Raw genomic sequence first — 22,966 nt, forward strand, 5'->3', positions numbered from 1 at the left:
TGTTTGTGTCACTAGACATGTCTGGCGACACAAACATACTACCAATTCACGACACAAACATACTGCTTTAACCAGCGTCATACTTGTTAAATAAATTATTTAGATTATATACGAATTAGAGATTATGGACTTGTTATTGTCGAGTGACACAAAAATGTACACTAAAATAAGATCATTTGTATACTTGTTTGTGTCACAGTTTAATTAATGTAAACAACACGAGTAGCCTAACGATACATAATTGGTGAAATAATCTACATCAATATCATCTATAAGTGATTCAAAAGCCCCGATGCATTTACACTTGGTATATACGTTCTCGCGTTCGATCAAAATAAAGTTCAGTTCATGAAATAACATTTTTATGAACTGAATATAATTCTGCATAATAGGCTGCTCATCAGCCAGTGATTCAAAATGTAAAAACTGAATTGTCAATAAAAACTCCTGCACGGTTTCTTCAAGATACTTATCTTATTTAACATGCCTTAATTCGTTGATAATCCACCGCGCTTATTTTCACCTTCCACAAAAAGCTTTCTCAATCTATTTGTGGATAATCCTCTACTCTACCTATTCTTAGGATTAATGGAATAACCCAAACACCGTGATACCAAGGGTTGCAACAATAAAGAGGCTCCATGCGAATACTGAATGAAATGCTGCAAACCTCTGCCGGATTAAACTGATGTAGGAAAGTAGCTTGTATTTTAAGGGGTAAAAAATCCGGGTCCCCTCTCTTTTCCATTCCTTGCGATGAATATCTTTTTTTCAATTGTTGACTCTAAGTTTCATCATGACGTGTTCAAATCATTTTTCATGGAGATTAAAGAAGATGAAAACTTTCATTCACATGTGGTCACTTGTAGACAAACTCTATTTTTGCTTATCCCGCTTAGAGTATGTGAATCAATCCGAAAGAAATATTTTTCGTGTAAAACCTCTGTTTTTTCGCGGTGACGCCCTTTCAATGTCTGACGGAACTTCATTTCGTCCCAACGATCTGCTACTCAAGATCCACTTGCATAACTGCTCACTTTTAAAAGAAATGATGACGATAGAAAATGACGTTAAGCGGGCATTGTATGTGTATAATCGGGTTGAAAATTCTCTTCCCGGTTTAGCACAATTCATAGCCAAGCATCCGCAGGAAAAACTAATCAAAGGAATTATCGGGATTACGCTTTTGACGCGAGGAGTAAAAAAGCTTGGATTTGAGGTTAGAGAAATAAACAATCCACTTTATCTACAACTGAAACAAGCCTATTTAAAACCGATGTTTATTTTATGTCATCCGAATCGAAAAAGCATGGCCAAAGAAAAAGATCTGGTCCCGAAATTCCTAATCATGTCAAAAGAAAAATTGCTGGAAAATTATTTGTCAGCTCCGCCGAAGTGAATCGTATTTTTGAAAAAAGGACATAATTATGTTTGTTAAATATCAAATCGAACAACAGGAGGTTAAAAATGCCTGATAATCAAGAGCAATCAACACTGGAAGCCACGTCAGCAGCAATTAAAAGAGGGGTTGAAACTGCAACGGATGCTACTCAAAATGCACTGGAAACTGCCAGTGATGCAACTCAATTTGCTATTGACGCAACGGCGGAAAGCGTTAAAAAAGGTAGTGAAAACATTAACCGAATTCAAAAATAAACGATCTTGACCTGTTGATAATTCGTCACGATCCTTCACCCTACATTACAGCAGGGTAAGCACATTAATGGCCCCTTTTATAAGAGCGAGGCGCTTGTTTCCGGCGCCTTGCTTTTTTTGTGGGAAACTGTCTATACTCGCAAAATAATTCCGTACGATTTTCAATTAAACAACTTACTATAATATTTTTTAATGTTTCTAAAAAACGTATTCAATTGCCCATATTATGCTTAATGCTTTGTTTTCCATTCATAAATCATTTATATCATCAACACGAACGGTTTATGGATGTTTTGGGCATACTGAAAACTGTTAGGAGGGAAAAAGATTGGGGAATAACGAAGCAAAGAAAACAATGAGGTTTTGGATATTTGCGGGCATAGCTGCAATTGCTTCATCTCAATTACCATTACTACTCAAAAAACAGCAACAAGAAGAAAATCAAACAAAAGAGCCAAAAAAGAAAAAATCAAAGTGGATGAAGTTTCTTATAGGAGCTGTTTTGTTTGTGGTTATTCTTTGGTTGTTCGATTACTTCATTTAATTCATCATCCAGTTCTAAGGAAATGAAATAAACCCGCCTCTTCTGCAGAAACGGGTTCAATCATATTTTTGTTTCATTACCCCTTCATGTAGTGATCAAGAAATGAATGTAAAGAGTCATCAAGCAAGGTTTCACGTTTAGGATCTTCATTCACATCGCTATCGATCTCAAGATTATCACTATGAATGGCTTCGGTATCCTCTTTTTTTCCGGTGATAAAGAATGTGGACATATTTTGTTTTGTGTCATTTTTAGAATTTTGTATTTTTTCACCTTTATTCATGCTCTTCTCCTTATCCAGTTTTTTCTGGGGAAATCTCTCGGGCAAGAGAGGGTTATGAAGTTTAGTTTATTTGTCATCTTTAGGACTCCCGATTCTAAATTCCTCCTCATGAGTCTGGAAATACTAGTCTATTCTGTGCGGGAGCTTCTATCTAAGATTCGACGTTCCAACCTAAGCGAGCTAAATCTAAAGCGATATACACTACGTCACCATTGATCTGCCGATGTAGAATCGGTCGTTCAAAAAGTTCCTCTAGTGATTCCCTATTTATCCTTTTCTTACTCTCAATTCAAATACGCTCTGTAAAAACCACTGATATTTCACAACTTCTCAGTTCACTTTATGAACAGAAAAAACATAACCAAGTCTAACTGGCATTTGTTTAAGTGGCAAAAATCACTTCGTCATGGAGAATCTTCCTTAATAGTGAAGCTAAGCGTGCAGTACATCCATTCCATAAGCAGAAACCTGCGATGGAACCCATGGTGATGCCGACGTTATAAGCTCCTTAGCCAGTAGTGTATGTTCAACCAGTCAGGTATATTCCACCTCTGTTAACCATGGGCAAGATCTAAGAGAGAGGGATTCCCTCTCTCTGTTCAAGCGAGATCTCTAGAATCCTTTGTACTGCGGTTCCTCGTTTTCCAGTTCTGTTACCCGTTGTTGCAAGTTGGTAACGATGGCTTGGGTCTGTTCAGCTGCTTGTGTACCTTTCAAGGTGGCAAGAGCTTGCTTTACTTGAGCTGCTACTGTCATATCCCTTCACCTCCTGGTACATATAGTTCGGCCCTAAGCCGAAATTTATTCCACCTTAATTGATATGAAGTTTCGATAAAAAAGAATTAGTCGGAACAAGAGAAATACAAAATAATTCATTTTACACAAATACCAACCACTCAATTTGGAATAATCACACCTAGGCAAATCCCAGAATAATTTGTATTCAATATTAAACTCTAAGGTGATACTAATGGCAAATACCTCTACACTATCTGAAGCTCAAATGCTTACTCTAATTAAACATGGGCTACCCAAAACTTCTACTCCAAAACACATCGTTATCGTCGGCGCGGGTATGGCAGGACTGGTTTCAGCCACACTGCTTAAAGACGCGGGACATCACGTAACAATCCTAGAAGCCTCCGACCGGATTGGAGGGAGAGTCTTCACACTTCGTTCCCCTTTTTATGATGATCAGTACATAGAGGCTGGTGCTATGCGGATTCCCAGCAGCCATCAATTAACGATGGAATACGTTTCGAAATTTCAGCTACCTCTCAATGAATTTTTAAACCTGACACCGAATGATTTGTTGTATGTGAATGGAGTAAGGTCACGTCGATGGGTATATGAACAAGATCCCGACATCCTTCGCTTTCCGTTAGCACCGCATGAAAGAGGTAAGACTGCTGACGAATTAGCCCAACTTGCAGTCAAGCCGGTCATAGATTTTATAAATCAAGACCCTGAAAGGCATTGGCCCATCATAATCAAAAAGTTTGATAAATATTCGATGGAACTTTTTTTGCGTAACAACCCTGTGGGCCCATCATTGTCCGCTGCTGCCGTCAATATGATCAATGTCATGTCTGGTTTTGAAGGTTTTCCCGAACTTTCTTTCCTTGAAATTTTGCGCGACTTCATCCTCTTCACACCCACTACCCGGTTTTATGAAATATCAGGCGGGTTTGACAAATTGCCTCATGCATTCCTACCACAATTACAAGAGAATATACACTGCAATTGTAAGATGACCAAAATCATCCAGTACGACAACCATGTTACAATCGCTGGCGAACAGACTCAAAACTTTGAGTCATTTCAAGTAACGGCAGACCTTGCAATTATTACCGTTCCTTTTACTGTGCTTCAATTTGTCGAAGTAGAACCCTTCCATTCGTTTTCTTATCATAAACGGCTCGCCATTCGCCAGCTTCATTATGTCGCTTCAACGAAAATAGGCATCCAATTTTCACGCAGATTCTGGGAAGAAAATGGGGTGTATGGTGGCCAAAGTGTTACTGACTTGCCTATTCGCCTTTCTTACTACCCCAGTCATAATTTTAAAAGTGAAAGTGGAGTTGTTTTAGCTAGTTATACATGGGAAGATGATGCGCTACCTTGGATTAGCATGTCAAAGGAAGAGCAAGTGATGAAGGCTCTCAAGATCATGGCTGACATACACGGTGACGTAGTCTACAAGACATTTGTCACTGGAGTCGCACATAATTGGTCGTTAGATCCATTTTCCGCAGGAGCCTTTACCTTGTTTAAACCATTTCAAGAAACTTATTTATCTCCATACATTGCAACACCTGAGGGAAGAGTTCACTTCGCTGGTGAACATGCTTCTGATTTTCACGGATGGATTCAGGGAGCAATACAATCTGCCATCCGTGTGGCGTATGAGATCAACGAAATACCGACTCACTGTTCCTTCAGAACTTAAACTAATTCTCTCAAAGCATCCTACACTTTCTAAAATACCCATGATCGAGAACAGTAACTATTGGATACAAGAAAATTATAAGCAACAAGCTGGCAATCAAAAACCTCCAGTGTTTGAGATATGGAAAAGGGCCCTCTTCTGTAAAACGAAGAGGGCCCTTTTGTTGCCACACTTTATTGTACAGGTACGGTGACCTGTTCTTGGACGACCTGATACATTCCACCAAGAATGTTAGTCGTTGTTTGCGACGCAGATTCCAATGGGTAGAACCCCTTTTTTACCATCCATTGCCAGACGTCATAGGCATGATGAGAACTCATACGAAAAGCATCCTCTAAAAAGCTTCTAATCTCCGGATGACTCATCTCCATTGCTGCCCACGCATATTCTCTGCCTGCCCGTTTCAGTGTCAGTAAATAAGCGGTAGCGATTTCCCGGTCATTAAATTGTTGAACTGTCGTTCTGGGAGTAACTGGAAAAGGGGGCACCGGGGATTGTATGAACGACTGCAGGACTGGCTGGATCTCAGGCACAGGTAACTTTGACGTTGCACCCTCGGCTTTACCCAAATACTCGGCCTTCATGTTATAGTCCTGAATATGTAATGGGAAATGTCTTTGCAGGAGTGATTTTAATTCTAATTTCAGCCAACAGTAGAATGTACAAAAAATTAGATATGCATGCATCATGATTGTAGATGAAAACCTATTTGCATTCATAATACCTCTACCATTTGAGAAACCTATACTGATATGGGAAGATGGGGGTAAATGCGAACCGTCGGTGTTATCGTATTAGGTACTCTTTTGCTTCGTATTGCAGGCAGAAAATCTATCTCCCAAATGACAATGGCCCAAGTAGTTGTCATGATTGGCATAGGAACTTTACTGATTCTATCAACTTAAATCAGATAAACAACCGGCAACCAAAGAAGATATCCAGAAGTTAATTCATTTTAACTGTCGAAGATAATATTTTTTCAGAAATCAAGCATGGACATCAAACTACTCATTCAGACAACCTACAGGAAAGATAAAAAATATCCAAACCGATTGGACGATCCTCCGCTCGGTTTGGATATACTCAGCTATCAACCAACGATTACCTTCATCTTTGCGTCCAGCCCAAGTGCCGTATGCAAAGTCTGAATGGCACGCTTGCTGAATTTTTGAGGTACGAGACAAGAAGCCCCTTTCGTTCCCTGTCTCCCCCAGCGAATCGGAAAAGGGAAGTTTTTAGCCTTTTGCATCAGCTCTTGAATGCTCGACTGATTCACACCAATAATATTGATCTTGGTCCATTCCAACTCTTCCTTCCAAAAATCCACGCTGCCGTCCACTTTATCCTGGAGAAGAGAGAGCAAGGGTTTTACCTGGTATGTGGGTAAGCATATGTCGAGGCTGTTTTTTCCCCTCGCCCATACTTCCGCATGAATACCCGCTTCATGAAATAGTCCAGCGAGCTCGGTATCCACTTTGTCAGTGAGATACGATTTTCTCTTCATCGAAAGGACGGACATGTCTTCTTGATGAGCAATTCCGCATACCTGCTCCGCGCTTCTATTCGTCTCACTTTGGCCTACGTAGGTCCCTTCTCTCTCTGTAAAGCTGGAGCGCACGACTAAGGGCACTTGCTTTTTCTTCGCCTCTTCCACAGAACGAGGATGAAGGACACCAGCGCCTGAACGGGCAAGCTCCAGCATATCCGAGTAAGAGATGCGGTGAATTTTTTGAGCAGTGGGAACGGTTCGCGGGTCAGCCGTGTATACACCTTCCACGTCGGTGAAAATCTCACAAATCGCGGCACCTAAGCTTCCAGCTAGCGCAACTGCACTTGTATCTGATCCGCCTCTTCCAAGTGTCGTGATTTCCCCGTCCGCCGACACACCTTGGTAACCTGCTACCACCACTACTTTTCCTTCTTTCAGCCTTTTTTCAATGGGGGTGGGATCAATTTGCACGATTTGGGCATCGGTGTGTTTGGCTTCTGTCAAAATTCCGGCCTGCCACCCGGCAAGAGAAATCGCATCGCAGCCCTGTTGCCGCAGAGCAATCGACAGGAGAGCCGCAGCTGCCTGCTCCCCAGTGCTGACCAACATGTCTAGCTCACGTCCTTCTGGGCAAGGATCGATGTCTGTCGCCATTGTCAGCAGCCGATCCGTGGTTTTCCCCATCGCTGACAAAACTACCACTACCTTGTTTCCGCTTTGTCTTGATTGGGCAATCCGTTGCGCAACCGCGCGAATTCGTTCCACGCAAGCAACCGATGTGCCACCATACTTTTGTACAACGAGAGCCATTTTTCTCCTCCCATTAGCTTGCTAGACTTGTGAGCCGTACTCCTTAGTCCCTTGTGGCGATGTAATCCGGTCTTGGTTTTTGGCCGGAAAAAGGAGCTACCAACCGATTTTCTACGCTGTTGTAGACCATGAATACATTGCTTCGCGGCATAGGTGTTATATTTCCATTGGAGCCGTGCATGGTATTGCAGTCAAAAAAGACTACTGAACCGGAAGGACCGATCATCGTATCGATACCGTGCTGCTCTACCATTTTCTTCAAGCTCTGCTGATCTGGGACACCGTACTCCTGTTTGCGCAAGGATTGCTCATAATGAGACTCTGGCGTCTGACCTACGCATGAGACAAACGTTTGATGCGAGCCTGGCAGCAATAGCAGCGGCCCGTTGTAATGATAGTTTTCTTCCAGTGAAATCGAGCAACTGAGTGCTCTCATGCGCGGCATCCCGTCCTCGACATGCCAGGTCTCGAAGTCGGAGTGCCAGTAAAATTCTTTCCCTGTAAAACCATGCTTGTAATTGATCCGGGATTGGTGGATGTAAACCTCACTCCCCAAAATCTGTTGAGCGATAGAGACTAAGCGCGGATGACGAGACAAGTGTTGAAACACGAGGTTATCACGGTGAACGGCAAAAATGGAACGGACTTCGTTGCTATGCGGCTCGCAAATAACCTCTTTGCGTGTGGACCCGCGGTTTTCTTGCCAGAGTTTGGTCAATTCATCGCGCAATTCCTGCACTTCCTCCGGCGAGAAAAATCCTCGCAGACTGATGTAGCCTTTTTTCTCATACGATTGCAGCGACTCCTGCGTAAGCGGCCCTTCCTTTGTCTTTTCATTCCAGTAGACGACAGGATCTACTCGTTGCAGGAGTGCGGGATGCTCATGGATGCGGGAAGGGTATTGATCTTCTATCAGTAGTTCAGGTCTTGATTGCTTCATACGACAGCTCCTTTCTCCTTTTAAAAATCATTACACTTCCAGCAAAGGGTAAACGCCTTCTTCATCATGGACTTCACGGCCTGTCAGCGGAGGATTGAAGACGCACACCATCCTCATCTGGCTTCTGGCGCGTAAATAGTGTTTTTCATTTTCCGACAAGGCGTACATCATTCCTGGCTTGATCTGGTAAGTCTCGCCGCCTACCACCTCGATTTCTCCCTCGCCTTCTATGCAATAGACGGCTTCCAGATGATTTTTGTACCAGATGAAGGTCTCCGTTCCCGCCTTGATAATCGTGTCATGCATGGAAAATCCCATGCCATCCTTCTTCAAAAGCATCCGTCTGCTGCTCCATGTTGGCGTATCAATGTCATCCTTGGTCCCCATAATTTCTTCCAAATGCTTGACGATCATTTTCCTTCACTCCTTTTTCGAAAATCGCCAGATAGGCACTCCTTCACGGCCTCATCCAGCATGTTCAAGCCTTTGCGCAGCGCCTCTTCGGTGATGGTCAAAGGCGGCATGACTTTCATGACTTCGCTTTTCGGCCCGGATGTCTCCATAATCAGTCCGCGTTGAAATGCCCGCGTGCATATTTCTTCTGCCAACCCGTCGACACCCACGGCGATTCCTTGCATCAAGCCCTTCCCTCTCACTTCTCCCGACAGGTCAGGATACGTTTGCACCAGATGTGACAAATGCGTTTGCACGATGCTCCCCTTTTGCTTGACTGACTCGCTGAGGCTGTCGTCTCGCCAGTACTCCAGCGCTTCGGCTGCCGCGATGAAGCTGAGATTATTGCCCCGAAAGGTTCCGTTATGCTCGCCCGGCAGCCACACATCAAGCTCCGGCTTCAGGAGTGTAAGCGAAAAGGGCAAGCCGAATCCCCCAATCGATTTGGACAGGCACACGATGTCAGGTGTAATGTCTGCCTCTTCAAAGCTGAAGAAAGGACCCGTTCGTCCGCATCCCGCTTGCACGTCATCCACGATTAACAGGATGTCGTGTTTGCGGCAGATACGCTCGATCTGTCTCAGCCACGAGGCACTCGCTACATGGATGCCGCCCTCCCCCTGAACGGTTTCGAGGATCATAGCTGCGGGGAGAGGTACGCCGCTGCCATCGTCTTCGAGCAGCCGTTCAATATAAACCGTTGTGTCGATCCCCTCGCCCATGTACTTATCAAAAGGCAGAGCCATCACATGGGAGAGCGGGACACCTGCTCCCTTTCTTTTCATCCGGTTGCCTGTGGCAGCCAAAGAACCAAGGGTCATTCCGTGAAAGCCGTTCGTAAAGCTCATGATCATCTCTCTCCCGGTGGCTTTGCGGGCGAGCTTCAATGCTGCTTCCACCGAGTTGGTCCCGGTTGGCCCTGGAAACATCACTTTGTAGGAAAGCCCTCTTGGCGTGAGTATACTCTCGTGAAATTGGGTGAGCAGCGCTTCCTTTGCTTCTGTCGCCATATCCAGGCTGTGCGTGATTCCGTCCTGTTGCAGGTACTCCATCAGCTTTTTCTTGATCGCAGGGTTGTTGTGTCCGTAATTGAGCGCACCCGCACCTGCAAAAAAGTCGATGTACTCCTTGCCCTGACGATCCCAGACCGTATGCCCGCTCGCCTTGGTGAAGACGACAGGAAAGCTGCGGCAATAACTTCTCACTTCCGATTCCATCTGGTCAAACACAGATAAATGTGATCTCGTCTCGACAATCGTTTTCATGCAAAACCTCCTTATGAAATGGTGGGAACGGGACCGATTCGGTACGTCCATTCCGGCTCGTGTGTACGTCCCGGAAACAATCTTGCGGGAAAGCACTCCGTTACTTCACATTCGGTAGCAAGCTCGTTGGCGATTTTCGTGAAAAGCGCACGGGAAGCGCCGTTTGAAGGGGAGACTGTCGCCTCCAAAAAACGCACGTCACTCTTGGCTGTTCGCTGAAGCATTGTCCGGAGCATCGCTTTGGCAATTCCTTGACCGCGCTTGCTCTCGGATACCCCAATCTGCCAAACAAACAAAGTATCCGGAGACTCTGGCGGATGGAAGCCCATTACAAAACCGACAGCTTTGCCTTCTTCCTCTGCAATAAGGCATGTGTCCGAAAAATACTTGGCAAACAACAAGTAGGCATAGGAAGAATTCAGGTCAAGCGTCTTTGAATCTCTTGCCAGCTCCCACATGCTTGCTCCATCCTCCTCAGTCGGCAGGCGCAGGACGATGCGGTCTCGACTTGTCGCTTTCAAAGATTTCACCTCCTTTCATCAGCCGGCACGAAAGCGGCTCAGAAACGCCTGCAAACGCGGGCTTTGCGGATTGTAAAAAATTTGCTCGGGAGAACCTTGCTCGACAATCGTGCCACCGTCTGTAAAAATGACGCGATCCGCAACATCGCGAGCAAAATCCATCTCATGGGTGATCAACAGCATCGCCATCTCACCTTCCCTGGCGATTTCCTTGATCACGGCAAGCACCTCGCCCACTAGCTCCGGATCGAGCGCGGACGTTACTTCGTCGAACAGCATGACCTTTGGACGCATCACCAGCGCACGGGCGATTGCCACTCGCTGCTTCTGCCCTCCAGAAAGCTGGGAAGGATAAGCAGCCAGCTTGTCATCGAGTCCAACTTTTTTCAACATCGTCACGGCCCGTTCTTTTGCCTCCTCCTTGCTCATACCCAAGACATGGATCGGAGCCTCTGTTACATTTCGCAGGATGGTCATATGCGGGAACAGATTAAAATGCTGGAAAACCATCCCGATATTCCCACGGATGCTGTGCAAATGCTTCTCATCCGCCTTGACCAGTCTGCCGCTTACTTGCTTCTGCCATAAATTTTGACCAGCCACCTCAACTGTTCCCTCCGTCGGCTCCTCCAGCGTCATCAATATACGGGCGAGCGTCGTTTTACCGGAACCGCTCGGGCCAATGACCGCAATTTTTTCCCCAGGATGAATATCTAGGTCAATCCCTTTTAAAATTTGCAGGTCACCATAGGCTTTGCTCACATTTCGGTAACGAACGACTGGTTCCGTCTGTATGCCTGTTTTCATGTCGATCACCTCTGCATGTACTGTTTATTCCAAGACTGCTCCCATTTTTTGATCAAAAGGGAGGAACCGTAGCTAAGCACCAGAAACAGAAGTCCCACCACCGTGAACGCCTCCAGATAACGGAACGATTCGGCACCGATGATCTTGGCTGTCGCCAGCATTTCCACTAAGGTAATCGCTGACAGGATGGGCGTCTCCTTGAACATGACGATCAAATAGTTGCCCAGCACGGGGACCACTGGACGGATCGCTTGCGGTAAAATAATGCGCAGCCATGTCTGCCCGATGGAAAAGTTCAGTGCCCGTGCTGCTTCCCATTGCCCGCGGGGGACAGCATCAATGCCGGATCGGTATACTTCTGACAAATAGCAGCTGTAATGAATACCCAAACCAAGAACACCAGAGGTTAGGGGACCAAGCGAGATGCCAATCGCCGGAAGCCCGTAAAAGAGAAAGTACAGCTGCACGAGAAGCGGCGTGCTGCGGACAAATTCGATAAATGCCGCGGAAGACCAGGAGAGCACTCGCCTTTTCGACCTGCGCCCGAAGGCAAGTACCAAGCCCCCGACCATGGCTAGGACAAAACCGGCCAGCGTCACCACAATCGTCGTTTGGATCGCTTGCAAAATTTCAGGAAGGATACTCCACGTAAAAGACCAGCTCCACATTTTTCTTACGCCCTCCCTGCATGAAAGCGCCTTTCAAGCCACCGCATCGCAAGTGTCAGTGGATACGCCATGAGAAAGTACATAACCAAAATCATAAAGAATATTTCAAATGTTCTGGACGAGTCGGTTGTACGCAATATCATGCCCTGGAACGTCAAATCCGCAAGAGTAATCAATGAAATCAGGGATGTACCCTTCAAAAGTTCAATCAACAGATTTCCGAATGCAGGAAGCATCATGACGAGGGCTTGCGGCAAGATGACCAGCTTCATTCGTTGCCATGCTGTCATATTCAAGGCAATCGCCGCTTCGGTCTGTCCTTTTGGAATCGCCTGAATGGAGCTGCGCACAACCTCTGATCCATAAGCGCCGTAGTTGAGTCCCAGCGCAATGACTCCCGCAGCCAGAGGCGGTAGTTCGATCCCCAACAGCGGCAAAGCGTAAAATAACCAGAACAACTGCACTAAAAGAGAGGTCCCGCGAAATAACTCTACGTAAACCGTACTCACAATACGAATGCCGCTCCATCGGCTGAGACATCCAAACCCTGCCAGAAATGCAACAAACAGAGCGACAAGCACCGACAAGACTGTCACCTGGAGAGTGGTTCCAGCTCCTTTTGCCAATAACGGCAGAAGATCACTCATTGCTTCTCCCTCCACTACGGCTGCAAAAGCTCATTCGCTGTCATATCACCCGGCAGCTCCTGCTCAGTAAAACCGAAAGGCTTCAAAATTTCCAACAGTTCCCCTGATTCTTTCAGCTTTTGCAACTCCTCATTGTAGGCTTTCACGAACGCTTCATCCTCTTTGCGGAAGGCCGCTGCCCCATAACCGCGTACGCTCTTCCCTTCAATTTCCGGTTGGACAAAATCCATCACACGCTCCAGCTGGTCGTCTTTGGCGCTCTCAAGCATGGCTTGCAGGGATGGACCTGTCATCGTTATGGCATCCGCTCTTCCTGCCTGCAAAGCGGCTATGGCAGAAGGTTGATCAGGAACAAGCACCATCTGTTCCTTTTTCACTCCCGATTTTTCGAGATACTCCGTTTCGATGCCGCCGCTCATCACCGCTACTTTTGCCTGCGGCTTAGCCGCAATGTCTTTGTAGCTTTTAAGACCGAGCGGATTGCCCTTCTTCACTGCGAGAGCCTCCCCGATGCTGTATTCAGGGTTTGCAAACGCAACCTCTTGTGCCCGTTTTGGAGTGATGTACATACCGGCCGTGATGATGTCAAATCGCTTCGCCTTCAGTCCGGGAATCAGGGAGCCGAACTCGGTAAGCACGCCATTCATCTCATTGATTCCCATCCGTTTCAGGATCACTCGCGCCACCTCGACCGCTTCTCCCGTCAGCTTTCCATCTGGCGTGGCATAGGCGTACGGCTTTTCATTGGCGAAGCCTACCGTGACAAACCCCTGGCTCTTGGCTTTTTTCAGCGTATCCTGGCCTGATTCAGTGGTATTCCCGCCTGCTACTTGCTGGGCTTCCTGTGTTCCCGAGCCGCATCCTCCTAACAGCAAGACACACGTCAGGATCGCCATAGCCCCCCATCTCGCTATGCTAGTCTTTGTCATTCCTCTTGCCCCTCTCTTTTATGAGAAATGGTAGAAAAAAAGTCGGCACATCGCTTCCGCTTCAGGAGGGCCATCCCTGACGGAAAAGCAAAATGCGCCGACTGATTTCTCTAAATACGCATGCCAAATATCACGGGAAGAGCCAACCATCTCCTCAATGGACATGGGCGCCCGATACTTGCATCAAAAAGATGACATGCAACTGATGTAAGATTACTCTGCTTTAGCCGACGAGGTTAGCTGACGGGTAGGATGGCAGTTTTGCACCCCTTCTGTTTGCACAGAATTAACCCCTGATAGATGGTTCCCCCGCTTCCGCCATGAGCGGAACTAGGCCCTTATTTGGTTGAGGTTGGTATCTTGTTCTCCTCTCACGAATCATTATGGTTAACTTGGGGGTTATGGTAACATAACTGTCTTTACTAGCTCACCCCGCATATTCCCTTATTTTCAGCCCTCACTCCCTCTCAGATGAAGTTACCCCTGATTACCAGTCGTATCCAAAGATATCCTTCCATATTCTGTCTCGTCCATTCACATTAAACATAATTAGATTAGTCATTTGTAAAAAAGAAAGGCGAACAAACGGCACCTTCCTTTTTCCTCTTTTATTTATCTACGGTGTCCCTGACGCTTACGCAGTAAGACTCCCGTTTCATTTTTTAATGAATTGGTTACTTATTTGAAATGTGCATGCAAGCCAGTTATCCATTCGTATTTTTCACTGAAGGTTTCTTTAGCACTGGTTCACTCCTTATGAAAGTTATTGCGACCATGACTTCTTTCCACTCTGCGAATTATAGGGGGTAGTGAGATTAAGTAGCCGATTAATCAACATCCAAATCATTTGCAAACCATCTGCTTTTGTAAAAATCACCGGAACACAGGCACAATTGAACGAAATCTTTGTTGCCACTTCTTCTACTTCTTCTATACATCTACGGGTGACACGAGCGGCTCACTTGTACAACAACATCAGGATCATCAAGTGCTAGAATACGGTTGGCCTGTAGTCCATGAGCAAGGAAAGCACCTGAGATGGAACGCAATGACAGGATGTCCAGCCAGTCGAGCAGCTGCATAGGCGTCTGTGGCAACGGCACAAGCCAAATGAATACCCAGTAATTCCTTCTTTCCTCGTCCTATTTCTCCATGCTTCACGATTAGAAACTGTCCTTCGATTAACTTCCTCTACCTTTTTATCTATGCAGCTAGTAAGGAAACCGTAAATTGTATTAACAATCATAATTGTGTGGGTGCAGCTGTCTTGCCGTATCCTTAATCGATGGAGAGAATGATCTTTCCATGTGCTTTATGATTGATGATTTGTTCATGTGCTTTTTTGGCATCCTCAAGGGCCAATACTTCTCCGATCTCCGGATGTAAAATCCCGGTTTGGAGGAACGCCTCAACAGCATGTAGACTCTCCTCGTACTCGTCAGGCAGCGCGTTCCAAAGAGCTAGCCCTAAAATATCTGCTTCTTTCATCATCGCCAATCTCGGATTGATTTCAATACTGCCCCGATTTCCAACTACAACGACACGGCCATAAGGTGCGAGTATTTTTAGATCAGTCTCCAAATTCACATTTGCCAAAAACTCGATGATTACATCGGGTCCTCTTTCTTGTGTCAAAGACATGATTTTCTCCATTGAATCTTCCGTGATGTGATCGAGCACGTGTGTAGCTCCTGAAGCTTTCACCAAAGCTTTTCCCTCTTCTGTACTCGCCGTTCCGATCACGGTCGTCCCTAAGCCTTTTGCCATTTGAACAGCCAATAATCCAACACCGCCGCTTGCCCCGTGTATCAGAACGGTCTCACCTGGCTTGATTTTCGCCCTGTGAAATAGTGCCCGGTAGGCAGTAAGTGCTGGAATGCCAAGAGACGCCCCTGTTTCATAGGAAATTGACTCCGGCAAGCGATGGACCGCTTTTGCGTTGCATCAATCACACCGGCGCCATCAAATCCAGGGGTATATGGCAGCTCCGGAATATAAAAGGAGTACGTCCCAGTGCGAATATACGTTTCATTTGGGTTTACACCTGCTGCATATAGTTTGACACGTACTTCATGAGGAGCTGGGATCGGTTCGTTTACTTCCGCGTACTGCAAGACTTCGGGTCCACCAAACTCTACTATTTGAATAGCTTTCATTCGTATTCCTCCCATTCATACAAGGATGTAATGGTCGATCACTTCTCAGGTTCTATCGATGTATAAAACCACCACGCGATAAGCTAGCGTGGTGGTCATACAGAAATCTATTCTACTAGATTGTTCACGGCTTCTTTTCCATACGGTTTTGCCATCATTCGTTCCCACAACGGGATAAACTGTTTGATTAATGGTCCAATCGCCAAAGCCGTCACCAGTGTCCCCACCGATACAGGACCACCGAGTAAAAAACCTAACAATGTCACTGTGCATTCAATTCCGATTCTGGCTTTGCCGATGTCCCAACCCATTCGTTCATGTAGGGCCAACATGAAGCTGTCGCGTGGTCCAGCCCCTAGACGTGGCGAGATGTACATTCCTGTACCGAAAGTATAGATGAGCAAACCCGCGGCGAAAAAAACGACTCGCTCCATGACTGTCTCTCCGATGGGAACCCATTTCAGCCACATGAATAAGTCGATAAACAGCCCGAAGAAGATCATGTTCAAAAACATGCCCACGGTAGGCTTTATTTTACCAATGATATAGGATGCGAAAATAATGCTCGCACCCATGATTTGTGACCACATGCCGATCGTTAATCCAAATGTCTTTTGCAATCCGATATGCAGGGTATCCCACGGGGCAACACCCACATTGGCTTCGATCATCGTGGCAATTCCAAATCCCATGACGGCCAATCCAAGCATAAACACACTATACCGAACGATAAGTGGATGAAACAACAGCTTCCTGTGCATGATTTTCCCCCTTATGGGGGTGTTCAACCCCCTCATTCATTGCCCTCTTTCGTTACAACAAGGGGGAGATTGAGCGAATGCTACGCATCCTTTTGTATCAACAACTGCCAAGACTTGACCAAGCATACGATCACCTACTTTCCTGCCGTGTAAATGATATGGGTTCATGAACTACCATTAGGGGGAAATGGCTTCATGTATTCGTTTGCTCTGATTATCAATCAAGTCACATATTTTGTCTACAACTTAAACCATTGAATTCCAGCTTGATATTATGCTGGGTTTGTCGAACTCAAAAAAGACCGCTTATGACTTCCCATATAGAACGGAACAGTAGTCGAAACCAACCTGCCTTTTCCAATTGTTCCGCAGAAACCACGTTTACCGTTTTCTCTTGGATCATGTCCATTCCTTGCATTTGGTACGTGTAAGTAATGGTCCCCACCTTTGTTCCGGCAGGAAAAGGTGCAGTGACTTCTACTGGCACGAAATTCGTCTGATAGAAAAGCTGAGAAGCATCAGTGCCTTTGGGAACAAGAAAAGAAACGGCTTGCTCAGACAGCACAGGAACCTCTGTTTTTGTACCCATTTTGACTGGAACGCTCTCCATGCCTTTTGGCGTACTCTTAGCTGCTACCACTTGTTTGAGCTCAAAGTAATCAAAGCCATAGTCCACATCTCCGGGTGATCCTGAATAATCGATTTTACCATCGTTGCAACGTCCATTGCGGACATCACGTTTTCCCCCAGTTTCTGGGGGCGGAATGGGATTGGCATATCTGTACGGTCAAGTCCAGATACATTGATGAAATGAGATTGTTTCATTCCCAGCCGCTTGGCTTCCGCGTTCATCAATGCTACGAATTGCTGCTCGGATCCCGATGCATACTCCGCTAGGGCAACGGCAGCGTCATTTGCAGAATGGACGAGCATTGCCGCAAATAGCTCTTTTACCGTATGCCTCTCCCCGTTCGCAAGGTCAACGCGAGAACCTATCGTTTTCGAAGCATTTCCCTTGACAGTTACAACATCGCTCCAAGAAATTTCTCCTTTTTTGACTTTATCCGCGATGATGTATCCGGTCATCATTTTTGTCATACTTGCTGGAGCATACGCTTGGTCTGCGTTTATAGACAATAAGACCTGACCGGTTACTGGTTCAACAAGAACTGCTGATCTGAGTTCTAGATCAAGTGATTGAATAGATGGTATTTTCGCAGCTTCAGCAAAAGTAGAGACAGGAGCTACCAAAAGGCAAAGCAAAATCATGAAGCTAATAAAATAGTTTCTTCCTTCTTTGTTTTTTCTCAAAATAATCTTACCTCTCCCCTTCAGAATGCCTTTATAGTCTGCGTTATCTAACAGTCCGGCAACTAAGTGACCCGAAATATTGATAATACCCCTTTTCTTTCCTTATGGGAAAGTCAAAGGGGTAACTTCACGTCAAATTCAAATTTCTCTCGTATACAACCTTCGATCCTTTACCAGACTATGCATTAATGTAAAGGGCACCGCTTGAAATAAGCACACTGAAAAACCCTCTATCTTACATCGTTCTCCTTGGCTATGGGATTGGTTCCACTATTAGATGCTTGCGTTAGGGTTTGAAAACTGTTAAGAATACTCGTCATCCTTTTTACATCTTCGTTCAGCTCATTGGGGGAGTTCACATGTTTTTTGATATCCAAGGCAAGTCCCTCCATTTGATCAGCTAGCCTGTGCACTAAGCCAACATCGAATTGAGTCATTTTCATCCCTCCTTTGAAAGTAATCGTGTTAAATCGAAGATCATTTATTCCGGATTCGTGAAAAAAGCGCTCAAATCGAGCACCTGATTATGCGGAAAAACACGGTATTTGTTCAAAACATCGCATCAGTTTTCAGGGTTTTTGCCGACCCCTGGGATTTCCTTTCTCATTTCAGCGTTTTTATTTTCAGGTTCATTCTGTACTTTCTTTGCACTTTTGGCGAAGCCCTCTGCTTTCAGCCTGTCCACTAATAGCTCTTTGTCGAGCATCCTATCACCAACTTTACATAGCGTAGGGGAGAAATTCCCCTCGCCTTTTATAATGAACCGAGATGTTTACATCTATATGCTACTTTCCTTCTTTCATTTTTTTGGAACAAAAGATCAGCCATTCAAATTTTATCTAGGTGGACAGCAGCTTTTCTGTATGAACCAGTTTTCGTAACTCAGGGATAATTCGCTCCTTTTCTTGATTGCTATCCCATTCTTCTTCAATAGCGCTATAAAGCCGTTCGTATTCTTCCACCGTAATAACCTTTCTGATTAACAACTGATAAAAACTATCCAGTTTGTCCTGCGTCCGCTTCACAATCTCTTTGTAGGACAACCCGTTTCGCATCATACGCCGATTGTAGATAACATGGCCTACCTCATGCGCTAGTATGTCAGAGAACGTATCGAGGCTGATGTCCTCCTTGTCCGCCAATATGTATATAATGTTTTTTCCGTTTCGATATTCCACAAAGCCATTTGCTTGCCTGGAATGCTCTAAAAAATAAACTTCACAATCATAATGGGCTTCAACCCAGGACATCATCCGTGCGAACGTTTCATCGTTCCTCGATTGTTGTGGACTGTTCATCATGTCATCTCCTTTTCCATCAATAAAGCGATCTGTCCACGTACATAATAAGCGAGACTTACGAGAGCAGGAGGGATTGTATCGTGGAAATTGATAATCGGATTACAGTTGAGGATGAGCAAGGTAATGAAAAAGAATATGCTGTTGAAGCTTTATTCGATATGAACGAAGAATTCTATGCCCTTTTAACATCAGATAAGGATCGAATTCTTATGCGAGTGGTAGACGTGGAGGGGGAAGACCAATATCTGGTGGGGATTGATGATCCCGAGGAAGCAGCATCTATATTGGACGCCTATCAAATTGCATTGGAAGCAGATGAAGTAATTCCAGATTGATGATGGTGTTTTCTACCCGACGTAAAAAGAAGCCGAGAGAATACGAGATAACCCCACGCATTCTTCTCGGCTTTTCGCCTTACTGCCTATCCCGTTTTCACCACAAACTCAATGCTTCCGAGGCCACCCCATTTGGCGCTTACGACATCCCCTTCCCGTAGCTGGTGGGAACCGGTAATGCCCCCGGACAAAATCAAATCTCCCTTGTGCAGCTTGTGCCCTTCGCGAGCAAGCATGTTCGCCAGCATCGCGACCGAGCGGGCTGGATGACCGAGAACGGCCGCACTAGCCCCCAAGTCTTTGAGCTCGCCATTGATCGAAAGAGTAACGCCTACCAAATCGAGTTCAAGCTCATCAGGCTTTCTCCACGTCGATCCGATAAACACACGGGAAGACGACGTATTGTCGGCAATGACATCCGGCAAGGTAAACTGGAACTGCGCATACCTGCTGTCGATAATCTCCAGTGCGGGAACCACATAGTCAGTGGCTGCCAGGACATGAGCCTCAGTGATGCCGGGTCCTTCCAAATCCTCACGCAAAACAAAGGCGATTTCCGCTTCCACCTTGGGATGAATCAATTCATTAATCGGCAGAATGCCGTCCTCGATATTCATATAGTCAAAAATGTAGCCCCGAATCGGTTCGTGCACATTCATCTGCTTCATTTTTGCCTGACTGGTCAAACCCATTTTAGAGGCAAAGATTCGATGTCCCTGCTCAAGCTTGAGGGAGACCAGCTCATCTTGAATACGATATCCATCTTCCACTGTCAGCTCGGGGTATTCAGTCGTCAGTTTCACGACCTCCTCCCTATTTAACTCCGCATCCACCAGCTTTTGAGCCAACCGTTTGTACCATAGTTCCGATTGCACGCTGATCACCCCCTATCTGATTTTGGTAGAGCTGTTTAGTTGGGCGATTTCCGCTGCGACATCCACGATCATGTCTTCTTGTCCCCCCACGACCTTTCGTCTTCCCAGCTCGATCAAAATATCCCGGGAGTCGATGCCGAATTTCCTGGCTGCACGCTCGGCATGAAGCCGGAAGCTGGAATAGACACCCGCGTATCCGAGAACGAGAGCGTCTCTGGTAATTTCCTGTGGTACTTGAAGAAGCGGCGACACGATTTCCTCTGCCAGGTCCATCATTTTGTACAAATCGACGCCCGTTTGAATGCCCATTCGATCCAGTACAGCAAGGAGAACCTCGGTTTGTGTATTGCCCGCACCTGCACCCAAGCACCGAACACTGCCATCAATCCAGGTGGCACCCTCTTGAATGGCGACGAGTGTATTGGCCATGGCTAAAGACAAATTGTTATGTGCATGGAAGCCAACAGGAATATGCAGACATTGCTTCAACGTCCGGACTCGTTCCCCTGCTTGATCAGGTAGCAGAGCGCCAGCAGAATCGACGATATACACGACATCGGCTCCATAGCTTTGCATGAGTCCAGCTTGCTCCGCCAGTTTTTCCGGAGCAGCCATATGCGACATCATCAAAAAGCCAACTGTCGTCAAACCAAGCTCTTTAGCCTGATAAATATGCTGAGCTGATACGTCCGCTTCGGTCGCATGTGTGGCGATTCGTGCCATGCCTACCCCTAGCCCTGCAGCCGTCTTCAAATCTTTGATCGTGCCGATTCCCGGCAACAAGAGCACGCCAACTTTCGCTTGTTTACAAACGGAAACGGCCGCCTCGATCAGCTCCAGTTCAGGGGTCCTGGACAGCCCATACTGCAGGGACGATCCGGCCAATCCATCTCCATGGGAGACTTCGATATACGGTACGTTCGCTTTATCTAATGCGCGCGCTACCTCGACTACTTGTTCCACAGTAAATTGGTGATTGATCGCATGGCTCCCATCTCGAAGCGCTACCTCTGTGATCACAATATCACGAGTCATATGCGGTTCCTCCTTTCATTCTCGGCTATATACCCGTGCCGATGCCGACAGCATGCTTGGCATATGCCTCTGCTACCTTCACCGCTGTCGCTGTCATGATATCCAGATTGCCTGAATATGTAGGGAGGTAGTCGCCCGCGCCTTCCACTTCCAAAAAAACGGTGATTTTGTTTTCATCAAAGATCGGTTCTGTGCGCAGGCGGTAACCAGGAACGTATGATTGAATATAGGCAACGGTTTGTTGGATAGCCTTCACGATCGCCTGTTGGTCCGCACCTTCTTCCACTATTGCATAGACCGTATCTCTCATCAGGATCGGCGGCTCCGCCGGATTCAGGATGATGATCGCCTTGCCTTTCTTCGCTCCGCCGATCGCTTCGATACCATGTGCGGTCGTCTCTGTAAATTCGTCGATGTTGGAACGTGTGCCAGGACCCGCGCTTTTACTGGAAATAGTGGCCACGATCTCTGCGTATCTGACCGGACTTACACTCCCTATTGAATGAACGATCGGAATAGTAGCCTGGCCGCCGCATGTGATGAGATTGATGTTCTTTTCATTCAAATGAGCACCGAGATTTACAGATGGTACTACATAGGGCCCCACAGCAGCAGGCGTCAGATCGATGGCGAACTTTCCAGCCTCTCTGAGCGCCGTGGCATGTCGAATATGTGCTTGGGCTGAAGTAGCGTCAAAGACGATATCCGCAAGATCCACACCGCTTTCCAAAAATGATTGTAATCCGCCGTCAAATACGTAGTATCCAGCTGCCTTTGCTCTATGCAGACCATCCGAATCAGGATCGATTCCAATCACGGATGTCAGTTCAAGAACCGGCGACCTTCCAAGCTTGGTCATCAGGTCTGTCCCGATGTTCCCCGAGCCCAGTATTGCTACTTTTACTTTCTTCATACATGCACTCCTTTCATGTTTTTTACTTGCCAAACCTGACTCCTGCTGAACCAAGTCCAGCAATCCGTGTGAGAAATACATCGCCAGGCTTAGCTTCAACCGCTGCCGATAACGCACCAGACAAGATGATTTCTCCTGCTTTGAGTGTAATCCCTAATTCGTACAGCTTGTTCGCTAACCACGCCACACAGGATGCGGGATTGCCCAATGCGGCGGCACCAACACCGGTATTGACCAGCTCCTGATTTTTATAAAACGCCATTCCTACCAGAGGAAGATCCAGATCTTGCGGTTTCACGGGATGTCCACCCAGCACATAGAAGCCCGAGGATGCATTGTCCGCAACGGTGTCTTCTAGCTTGATTTGCCAGTTGGCTATACGGCTGTCCACGATTTCCAAAGCAGGCACTACATATTCCGTTGCCATCAAGACGTCATAGGTTGTTACACGTGGACCTTCCAGATCGCGCTTCAGCAGGAAGGCAATTTCTGCTTCTACCTTTGGCGAAAGGACATACTCGAAAGGCAGTTCTCCGTTGTTTTCCACGACCATGTCGTCCAATAGATGTCCATAGTCTGGCTGTTCCACGCCAAGCAGTATCTGCATGGCACGAGAGGTCAGGCCGATTTTCTTCCCTGTAATTCTCGCGCCTTTTTTCACTTTTCGCTCAATCGTCTTCAATTGAACGTGGTATGCCTCTATCTCGCTGATTTGCGGGTCCAGTAAAGTGAGTGGCGCTACTCCCACCCCTTCACGACTCGCCGCCGCTAAATGATCGGCGAATCGTGTGATCTTTTCTATGTCCACACGGCTCCCT

Annotated in this window: 29 protein-coding genes, 1 pseudogene and 1 riboswitch; of the genes and pseudogenes, 7 read left to right on the top strand and 23 right to left on the bottom strand. The window is 46.3% G+C overall.

Going from position 1 to position 22,966, the window contains the following annotated elements:
• The first annotated feature begins 835 nt into the window (after positions 1–835).
• The 3 genes from EL268_RS14615 (at position 836) to EL268_RS14625 (ending at position 2,200) form a co-directional block, all read left to right on the top strand.
• Positions 836–1,399: a YkoP family protein gene (locus EL268_RS14615; RefSeq protein WP_106655360.1), complete on the top strand. Its 564-nt coding sequence runs from the start codon at positions 836–838 to the stop codon at positions 1,397–1,399.
• A gap of 68 nt (positions 1,400–1,467) precedes the next feature.
• The gene (locus EL268_RS14620; protein WP_106655359.1) at positions 1,468–1,656 is read left to right on the top strand and encodes a hypothetical protein; all 189 of its coding nucleotides are present in this window, start codon (positions 1,468–1,470) and stop codon (positions 1,654–1,656) included.
• 328 nt (positions 1,657–1,984) lie between these two features.
• Positions 1,985–2,200, top strand: a complete 216-nt coding sequence (locus EL268_RS14625) for a hypothetical protein (protein WP_106655358.1) — start codon at positions 1,985–1,987, stop codon at positions 2,198–2,200.
• 76 nt (positions 2,201–2,276) lie between these two features.
• On the opposite strand, the gene EL268_RS14630 is transcribed toward EL268_RS14625, so the two are convergent.
• On the bottom strand, positions 2,277–2,483 hold the full coding sequence (locus tag EL268_RS14630) for a hypothetical protein (RefSeq protein WP_106655357.1): 207 nt from the start codon (positions 2,481–2,483) through the stop codon (positions 2,277–2,279).
• 612 nt (positions 2,484–3,095) lie between these two features.
• Positions 3,096–3,239 carry a hypothetical protein gene (locus EL268_RS32815; RefSeq protein ID WP_164724481.1) on the bottom strand — a complete coding sequence of 48 codons (144 nt, stop codon included), beginning with the start codon at positions 3,237–3,239 and terminating at the stop codon, positions 3,096–3,098.
• A gap of 214 nt (positions 3,240–3,453) precedes the next feature.
• On the opposite strand from EL268_RS32815, the gene EL268_RS14635 reads away from it, so the two are divergent.
• A complete protein-coding gene (locus EL268_RS14635; protein WP_106655356.1) occupies positions 3,454–4,932 on the top strand; it encodes a flavin monoamine oxidase family protein in 1,479 nt (492 codons plus the stop codon).
• Between the two features lie 173 nt (positions 4,933–5,105).
• Here the strand turns inward: EL268_RS14635 and EL268_RS14640 are convergent, their stop codons facing one another.
• The gene (locus EL268_RS14640) at positions 5,106–5,516 is read right to left on the bottom strand and encodes a spore coat protein (protein ID WP_232030455.1); all 411 of its coding nucleotides are present in this window, start codon (positions 5,514–5,516) and stop codon (positions 5,106–5,108) included.
• Positions 5,517–5,702: 186 nt separating this feature from the next.
• On the opposite strand from EL268_RS14640, the pseudogene EL268_RS33350 reads away from it, so the two are divergent.
• Positions 5,703–5,825: pseudogene (locus tag EL268_RS33350) on the top strand (DUF421 domain-containing protein); the annotation flags it as partial.
• 197 nt (positions 5,826–6,022) lie between these two features.
• Here the strand turns inward: EL268_RS33350 and EL268_RS14650 are convergent.
• The 9 genes from EL268_RS14650 to ehuB are packed head-to-tail and all read right to left on the bottom strand — an operon-like array spanning position 6,023 to position 13,461.
• Positions 6,023–7,231, bottom strand: coding sequence for an aspartate kinase (locus tag EL268_RS14650; protein WP_106655354.1), 1,209 nt, complete (start codon positions 7,229–7,231; stop codon positions 6,023–6,025).
• A 43-nt stretch (positions 7,232–7,274) separates the two neighbouring features.
• Positions 7,275–8,171, bottom strand: coding sequence for an ectoine hydroxylase (thpD, locus tag EL268_RS14655; protein WP_106655353.1), 897 nt, complete (start codon positions 8,169–8,171; stop codon positions 7,275–7,277).
• A 30-nt stretch (positions 8,172–8,201) separates the two neighbouring features.
• Positions 8,202–8,585 carry an ectoine synthase gene (locus tag EL268_RS14660; RefSeq protein ID WP_106655352.1) on the bottom strand — a complete coding sequence of 128 codons (384 nt, stop codon included), beginning with the start codon at positions 8,583–8,585 and terminating at the stop codon, positions 8,202–8,204.
• The gene (gene ectB, locus EL268_RS14665) at positions 8,582–9,889 is read right to left on the bottom strand and encodes a diaminobutyrate--2-oxoglutarate transaminase (RefSeq protein WP_106655351.1); all 1,308 of its coding nucleotides are present in this window, start codon (positions 9,887–9,889) and stop codon (positions 8,582–8,584) included. Before ectB ends, EL268_RS14660 begins: the two co-directional genes overlap by 4 nt.
• Before the next feature lie 11 nt (positions 9,890–9,900).
• Positions 9,901–10,410 carry a diaminobutyrate acetyltransferase gene (gene ectA, locus EL268_RS14670; RefSeq protein ID WP_232030457.1) on the bottom strand — a complete coding sequence of 170 codons (510 nt, stop codon included), beginning with the start codon at positions 10,408–10,410 and terminating at the stop codon, positions 9,901–9,903.
• A gap of 18 nt (positions 10,411–10,428) precedes the next feature.
• Positions 10,429–11,217 carry an ectoine/hydroxyectoine ABC transporter ATP-binding protein EhuA gene (gene ehuA / locus EL268_RS14675; RefSeq protein ID WP_106655350.1) on the bottom strand — a complete coding sequence of 263 codons (789 nt, stop codon included), beginning with the start codon at positions 11,215–11,217 and terminating at the stop codon, positions 10,429–10,431.
• A 5-nt stretch (positions 11,218–11,222) separates the two neighbouring features.
• Positions 11,223–11,885: an ectoine/hydroxyectoine ABC transporter permease subunit EhuD gene (gene ehuD / locus EL268_RS14680; protein WP_106655349.1), complete on the bottom strand. Its 663-nt coding sequence runs from the start codon at positions 11,883–11,885 to the stop codon at positions 11,223–11,225.
• 5 nt (positions 11,886–11,890) lie between these two features.
• Positions 11,891–12,532: an ectoine/hydroxyectoine ABC transporter permease subunit EhuC gene (gene ehuC / locus EL268_RS14685; RefSeq protein ID WP_106655348.1), complete on the bottom strand. Its 642-nt coding sequence runs from the start codon at positions 12,530–12,532 to the stop codon at positions 11,891–11,893.
• Positions 12,533–12,546: 14 nt separating this feature from the next.
• Entirely contained in the window at positions 12,547–13,461 is a 915-nt protein-coding gene (ehuB, locus tag EL268_RS14690; RefSeq protein WP_106655347.1) for an ectoine/hydroxyectoine ABC transporter substrate-binding protein EhuB, read from the bottom strand.
• A gap of 211 nt (positions 13,462–13,672) precedes the next feature.
• Positions 13,673–13,808: riboswitch (cyclic di-AMP (ydaO/yuaA leader) on the bottom strand.
• Positions 13,809–14,270: 462 nt separating this feature from the next.
• Here ehuB and EL268_RS33950 point away from each other — a divergent pair.
• Positions 14,271–14,456 (top strand): hypothetical protein, encoded by a 186-nt coding sequence (locus tag EL268_RS33950; protein WP_377850508.1) that lies wholly within the window; start codon positions 14,271–14,273, stop codon positions 14,454–14,456.
• A gap of 283 nt (positions 14,457–14,739) precedes the next feature.
• Here EL268_RS33950 and EL268_RS33360 read toward each other — a convergent pair whose 3' ends face one another.
• From EL268_RS33360 to EL268_RS14725, 7 genes are all read right to left on the bottom strand, one after another.
• The gene (locus tag EL268_RS33360) at positions 14,740–15,240 is read right to left on the bottom strand and encodes a zinc-binding dehydrogenase (RefSeq protein ID WP_232030459.1); all 501 of its coding nucleotides are present in this window, start codon (positions 15,238–15,240) and stop codon (positions 14,740–14,742) included.
• 29 nt (positions 15,241–15,269) lie between these two features.
• Entirely contained in the window at positions 15,270–15,617 is a 348-nt protein-coding gene (locus EL268_RS33365) for an alcohol dehydrogenase catalytic domain-containing protein (RefSeq protein ID WP_232030461.1), read from the bottom strand.
• Between the two features lie 107 nt (positions 15,618–15,724).
• On the bottom strand, positions 15,725–16,378 hold the full coding sequence (locus EL268_RS14705) for a YczE/YyaS/YitT family protein (RefSeq protein WP_106655346.1): 654 nt from the start codon (positions 16,376–16,378) through the stop codon (positions 15,725–15,727).
• Between the two features lie 292 nt (positions 16,379–16,670).
• Complete coding sequence (locus EL268_RS14710; protein ID WP_141385441.1) at positions 16,671–17,018, bottom strand: hypothetical protein; 348 nt, start codon at positions 17,016–17,018, stop codon at positions 16,671–16,673.
• Positions 17,012–17,689, bottom strand: coding sequence for a D-alanyl-D-alanine carboxypeptidase family protein (locus EL268_RS14715; RefSeq protein ID WP_106655344.1), 678 nt, complete (start codon positions 17,687–17,689; stop codon positions 17,012–17,014). Before EL268_RS14715 ends, EL268_RS14710 begins: the two co-directional genes overlap by 7 nt.
• Before the next feature lie 230 nt (positions 17,690–17,919).
• Positions 17,920–18,126 (bottom strand): hypothetical protein, encoded by a 207-nt coding sequence (locus tag EL268_RS14720; RefSeq protein ID WP_106655343.1) that lies wholly within the window; start codon positions 18,124–18,126, stop codon positions 17,920–17,922.
• A 402-nt stretch (positions 18,127–18,528) separates the two neighbouring features.
• Positions 18,529–18,990: a hypothetical protein gene (locus tag EL268_RS14725; RefSeq protein ID WP_126435439.1), complete on the bottom strand. Its 462-nt coding sequence runs from the start codon at positions 18,988–18,990 to the stop codon at positions 18,529–18,531.
• Positions 18,991–19,070: 80 nt separating this feature from the next.
• Here EL268_RS14725 and EL268_RS14730 point away from each other — a divergent pair, with 80 nt between their 5' ends.
• Positions 19,071–19,325, top strand: a complete 255-nt coding sequence (locus EL268_RS14730) for a DUF1292 domain-containing protein (RefSeq protein WP_106655341.1) — start codon at positions 19,071–19,073, stop codon at positions 19,323–19,325.
• A gap of 86 nt (positions 19,326–19,411) precedes the next feature.
• On the opposite strand, the gene EL268_RS14735 is transcribed toward EL268_RS14730, so the two are convergent.
• The 4 genes from EL268_RS14735 to EL268_RS14750 are packed head-to-tail and all read right to left on the bottom strand — an operon-like array spanning position 19,412 to position 22,956.
• Entirely contained in the window at positions 19,412–20,200 is a 789-nt protein-coding gene (locus tag EL268_RS14735; RefSeq protein WP_106655340.1) for a 2-keto-4-pentenoate hydratase, read from the bottom strand.
• Between the two features lie 12 nt (positions 20,201–20,212).
• Positions 20,213–21,235: a 4-hydroxy-2-oxovalerate aldolase gene (dmpG, locus tag EL268_RS14740; RefSeq protein ID WP_106655339.1), complete on the bottom strand. Its 1,023-nt coding sequence runs from the start codon at positions 21,233–21,235 to the stop codon at positions 20,213–20,215.
• 25 nt (positions 21,236–21,260) lie between these two features.
• Positions 21,261–22,148, bottom strand: a complete 888-nt coding sequence (locus tag EL268_RS14745) for an acetaldehyde dehydrogenase (acetylating) (protein WP_106655338.1) — start codon at positions 22,146–22,148, stop codon at positions 21,261–21,263.
• 22 nt (positions 22,149–22,170) lie between these two features.
• Positions 22,171–22,956 (bottom strand): 2-keto-4-pentenoate hydratase, encoded by a 786-nt coding sequence (locus EL268_RS14750; RefSeq protein WP_106655337.1) that lies wholly within the window; start codon positions 22,954–22,956, stop codon positions 22,171–22,173.
• Positions 22,957–22,966: the final 10 nt, after the last annotated feature.

Origin of the sequence: Brevibacillus brevis, from assembly GCF_900637055.1 — a bacterium.
GTDB lineage: Bacteria > Bacillota > Bacilli > Brevibacillales > Brevibacillaceae > Brevibacillus > Brevibacillus brevis.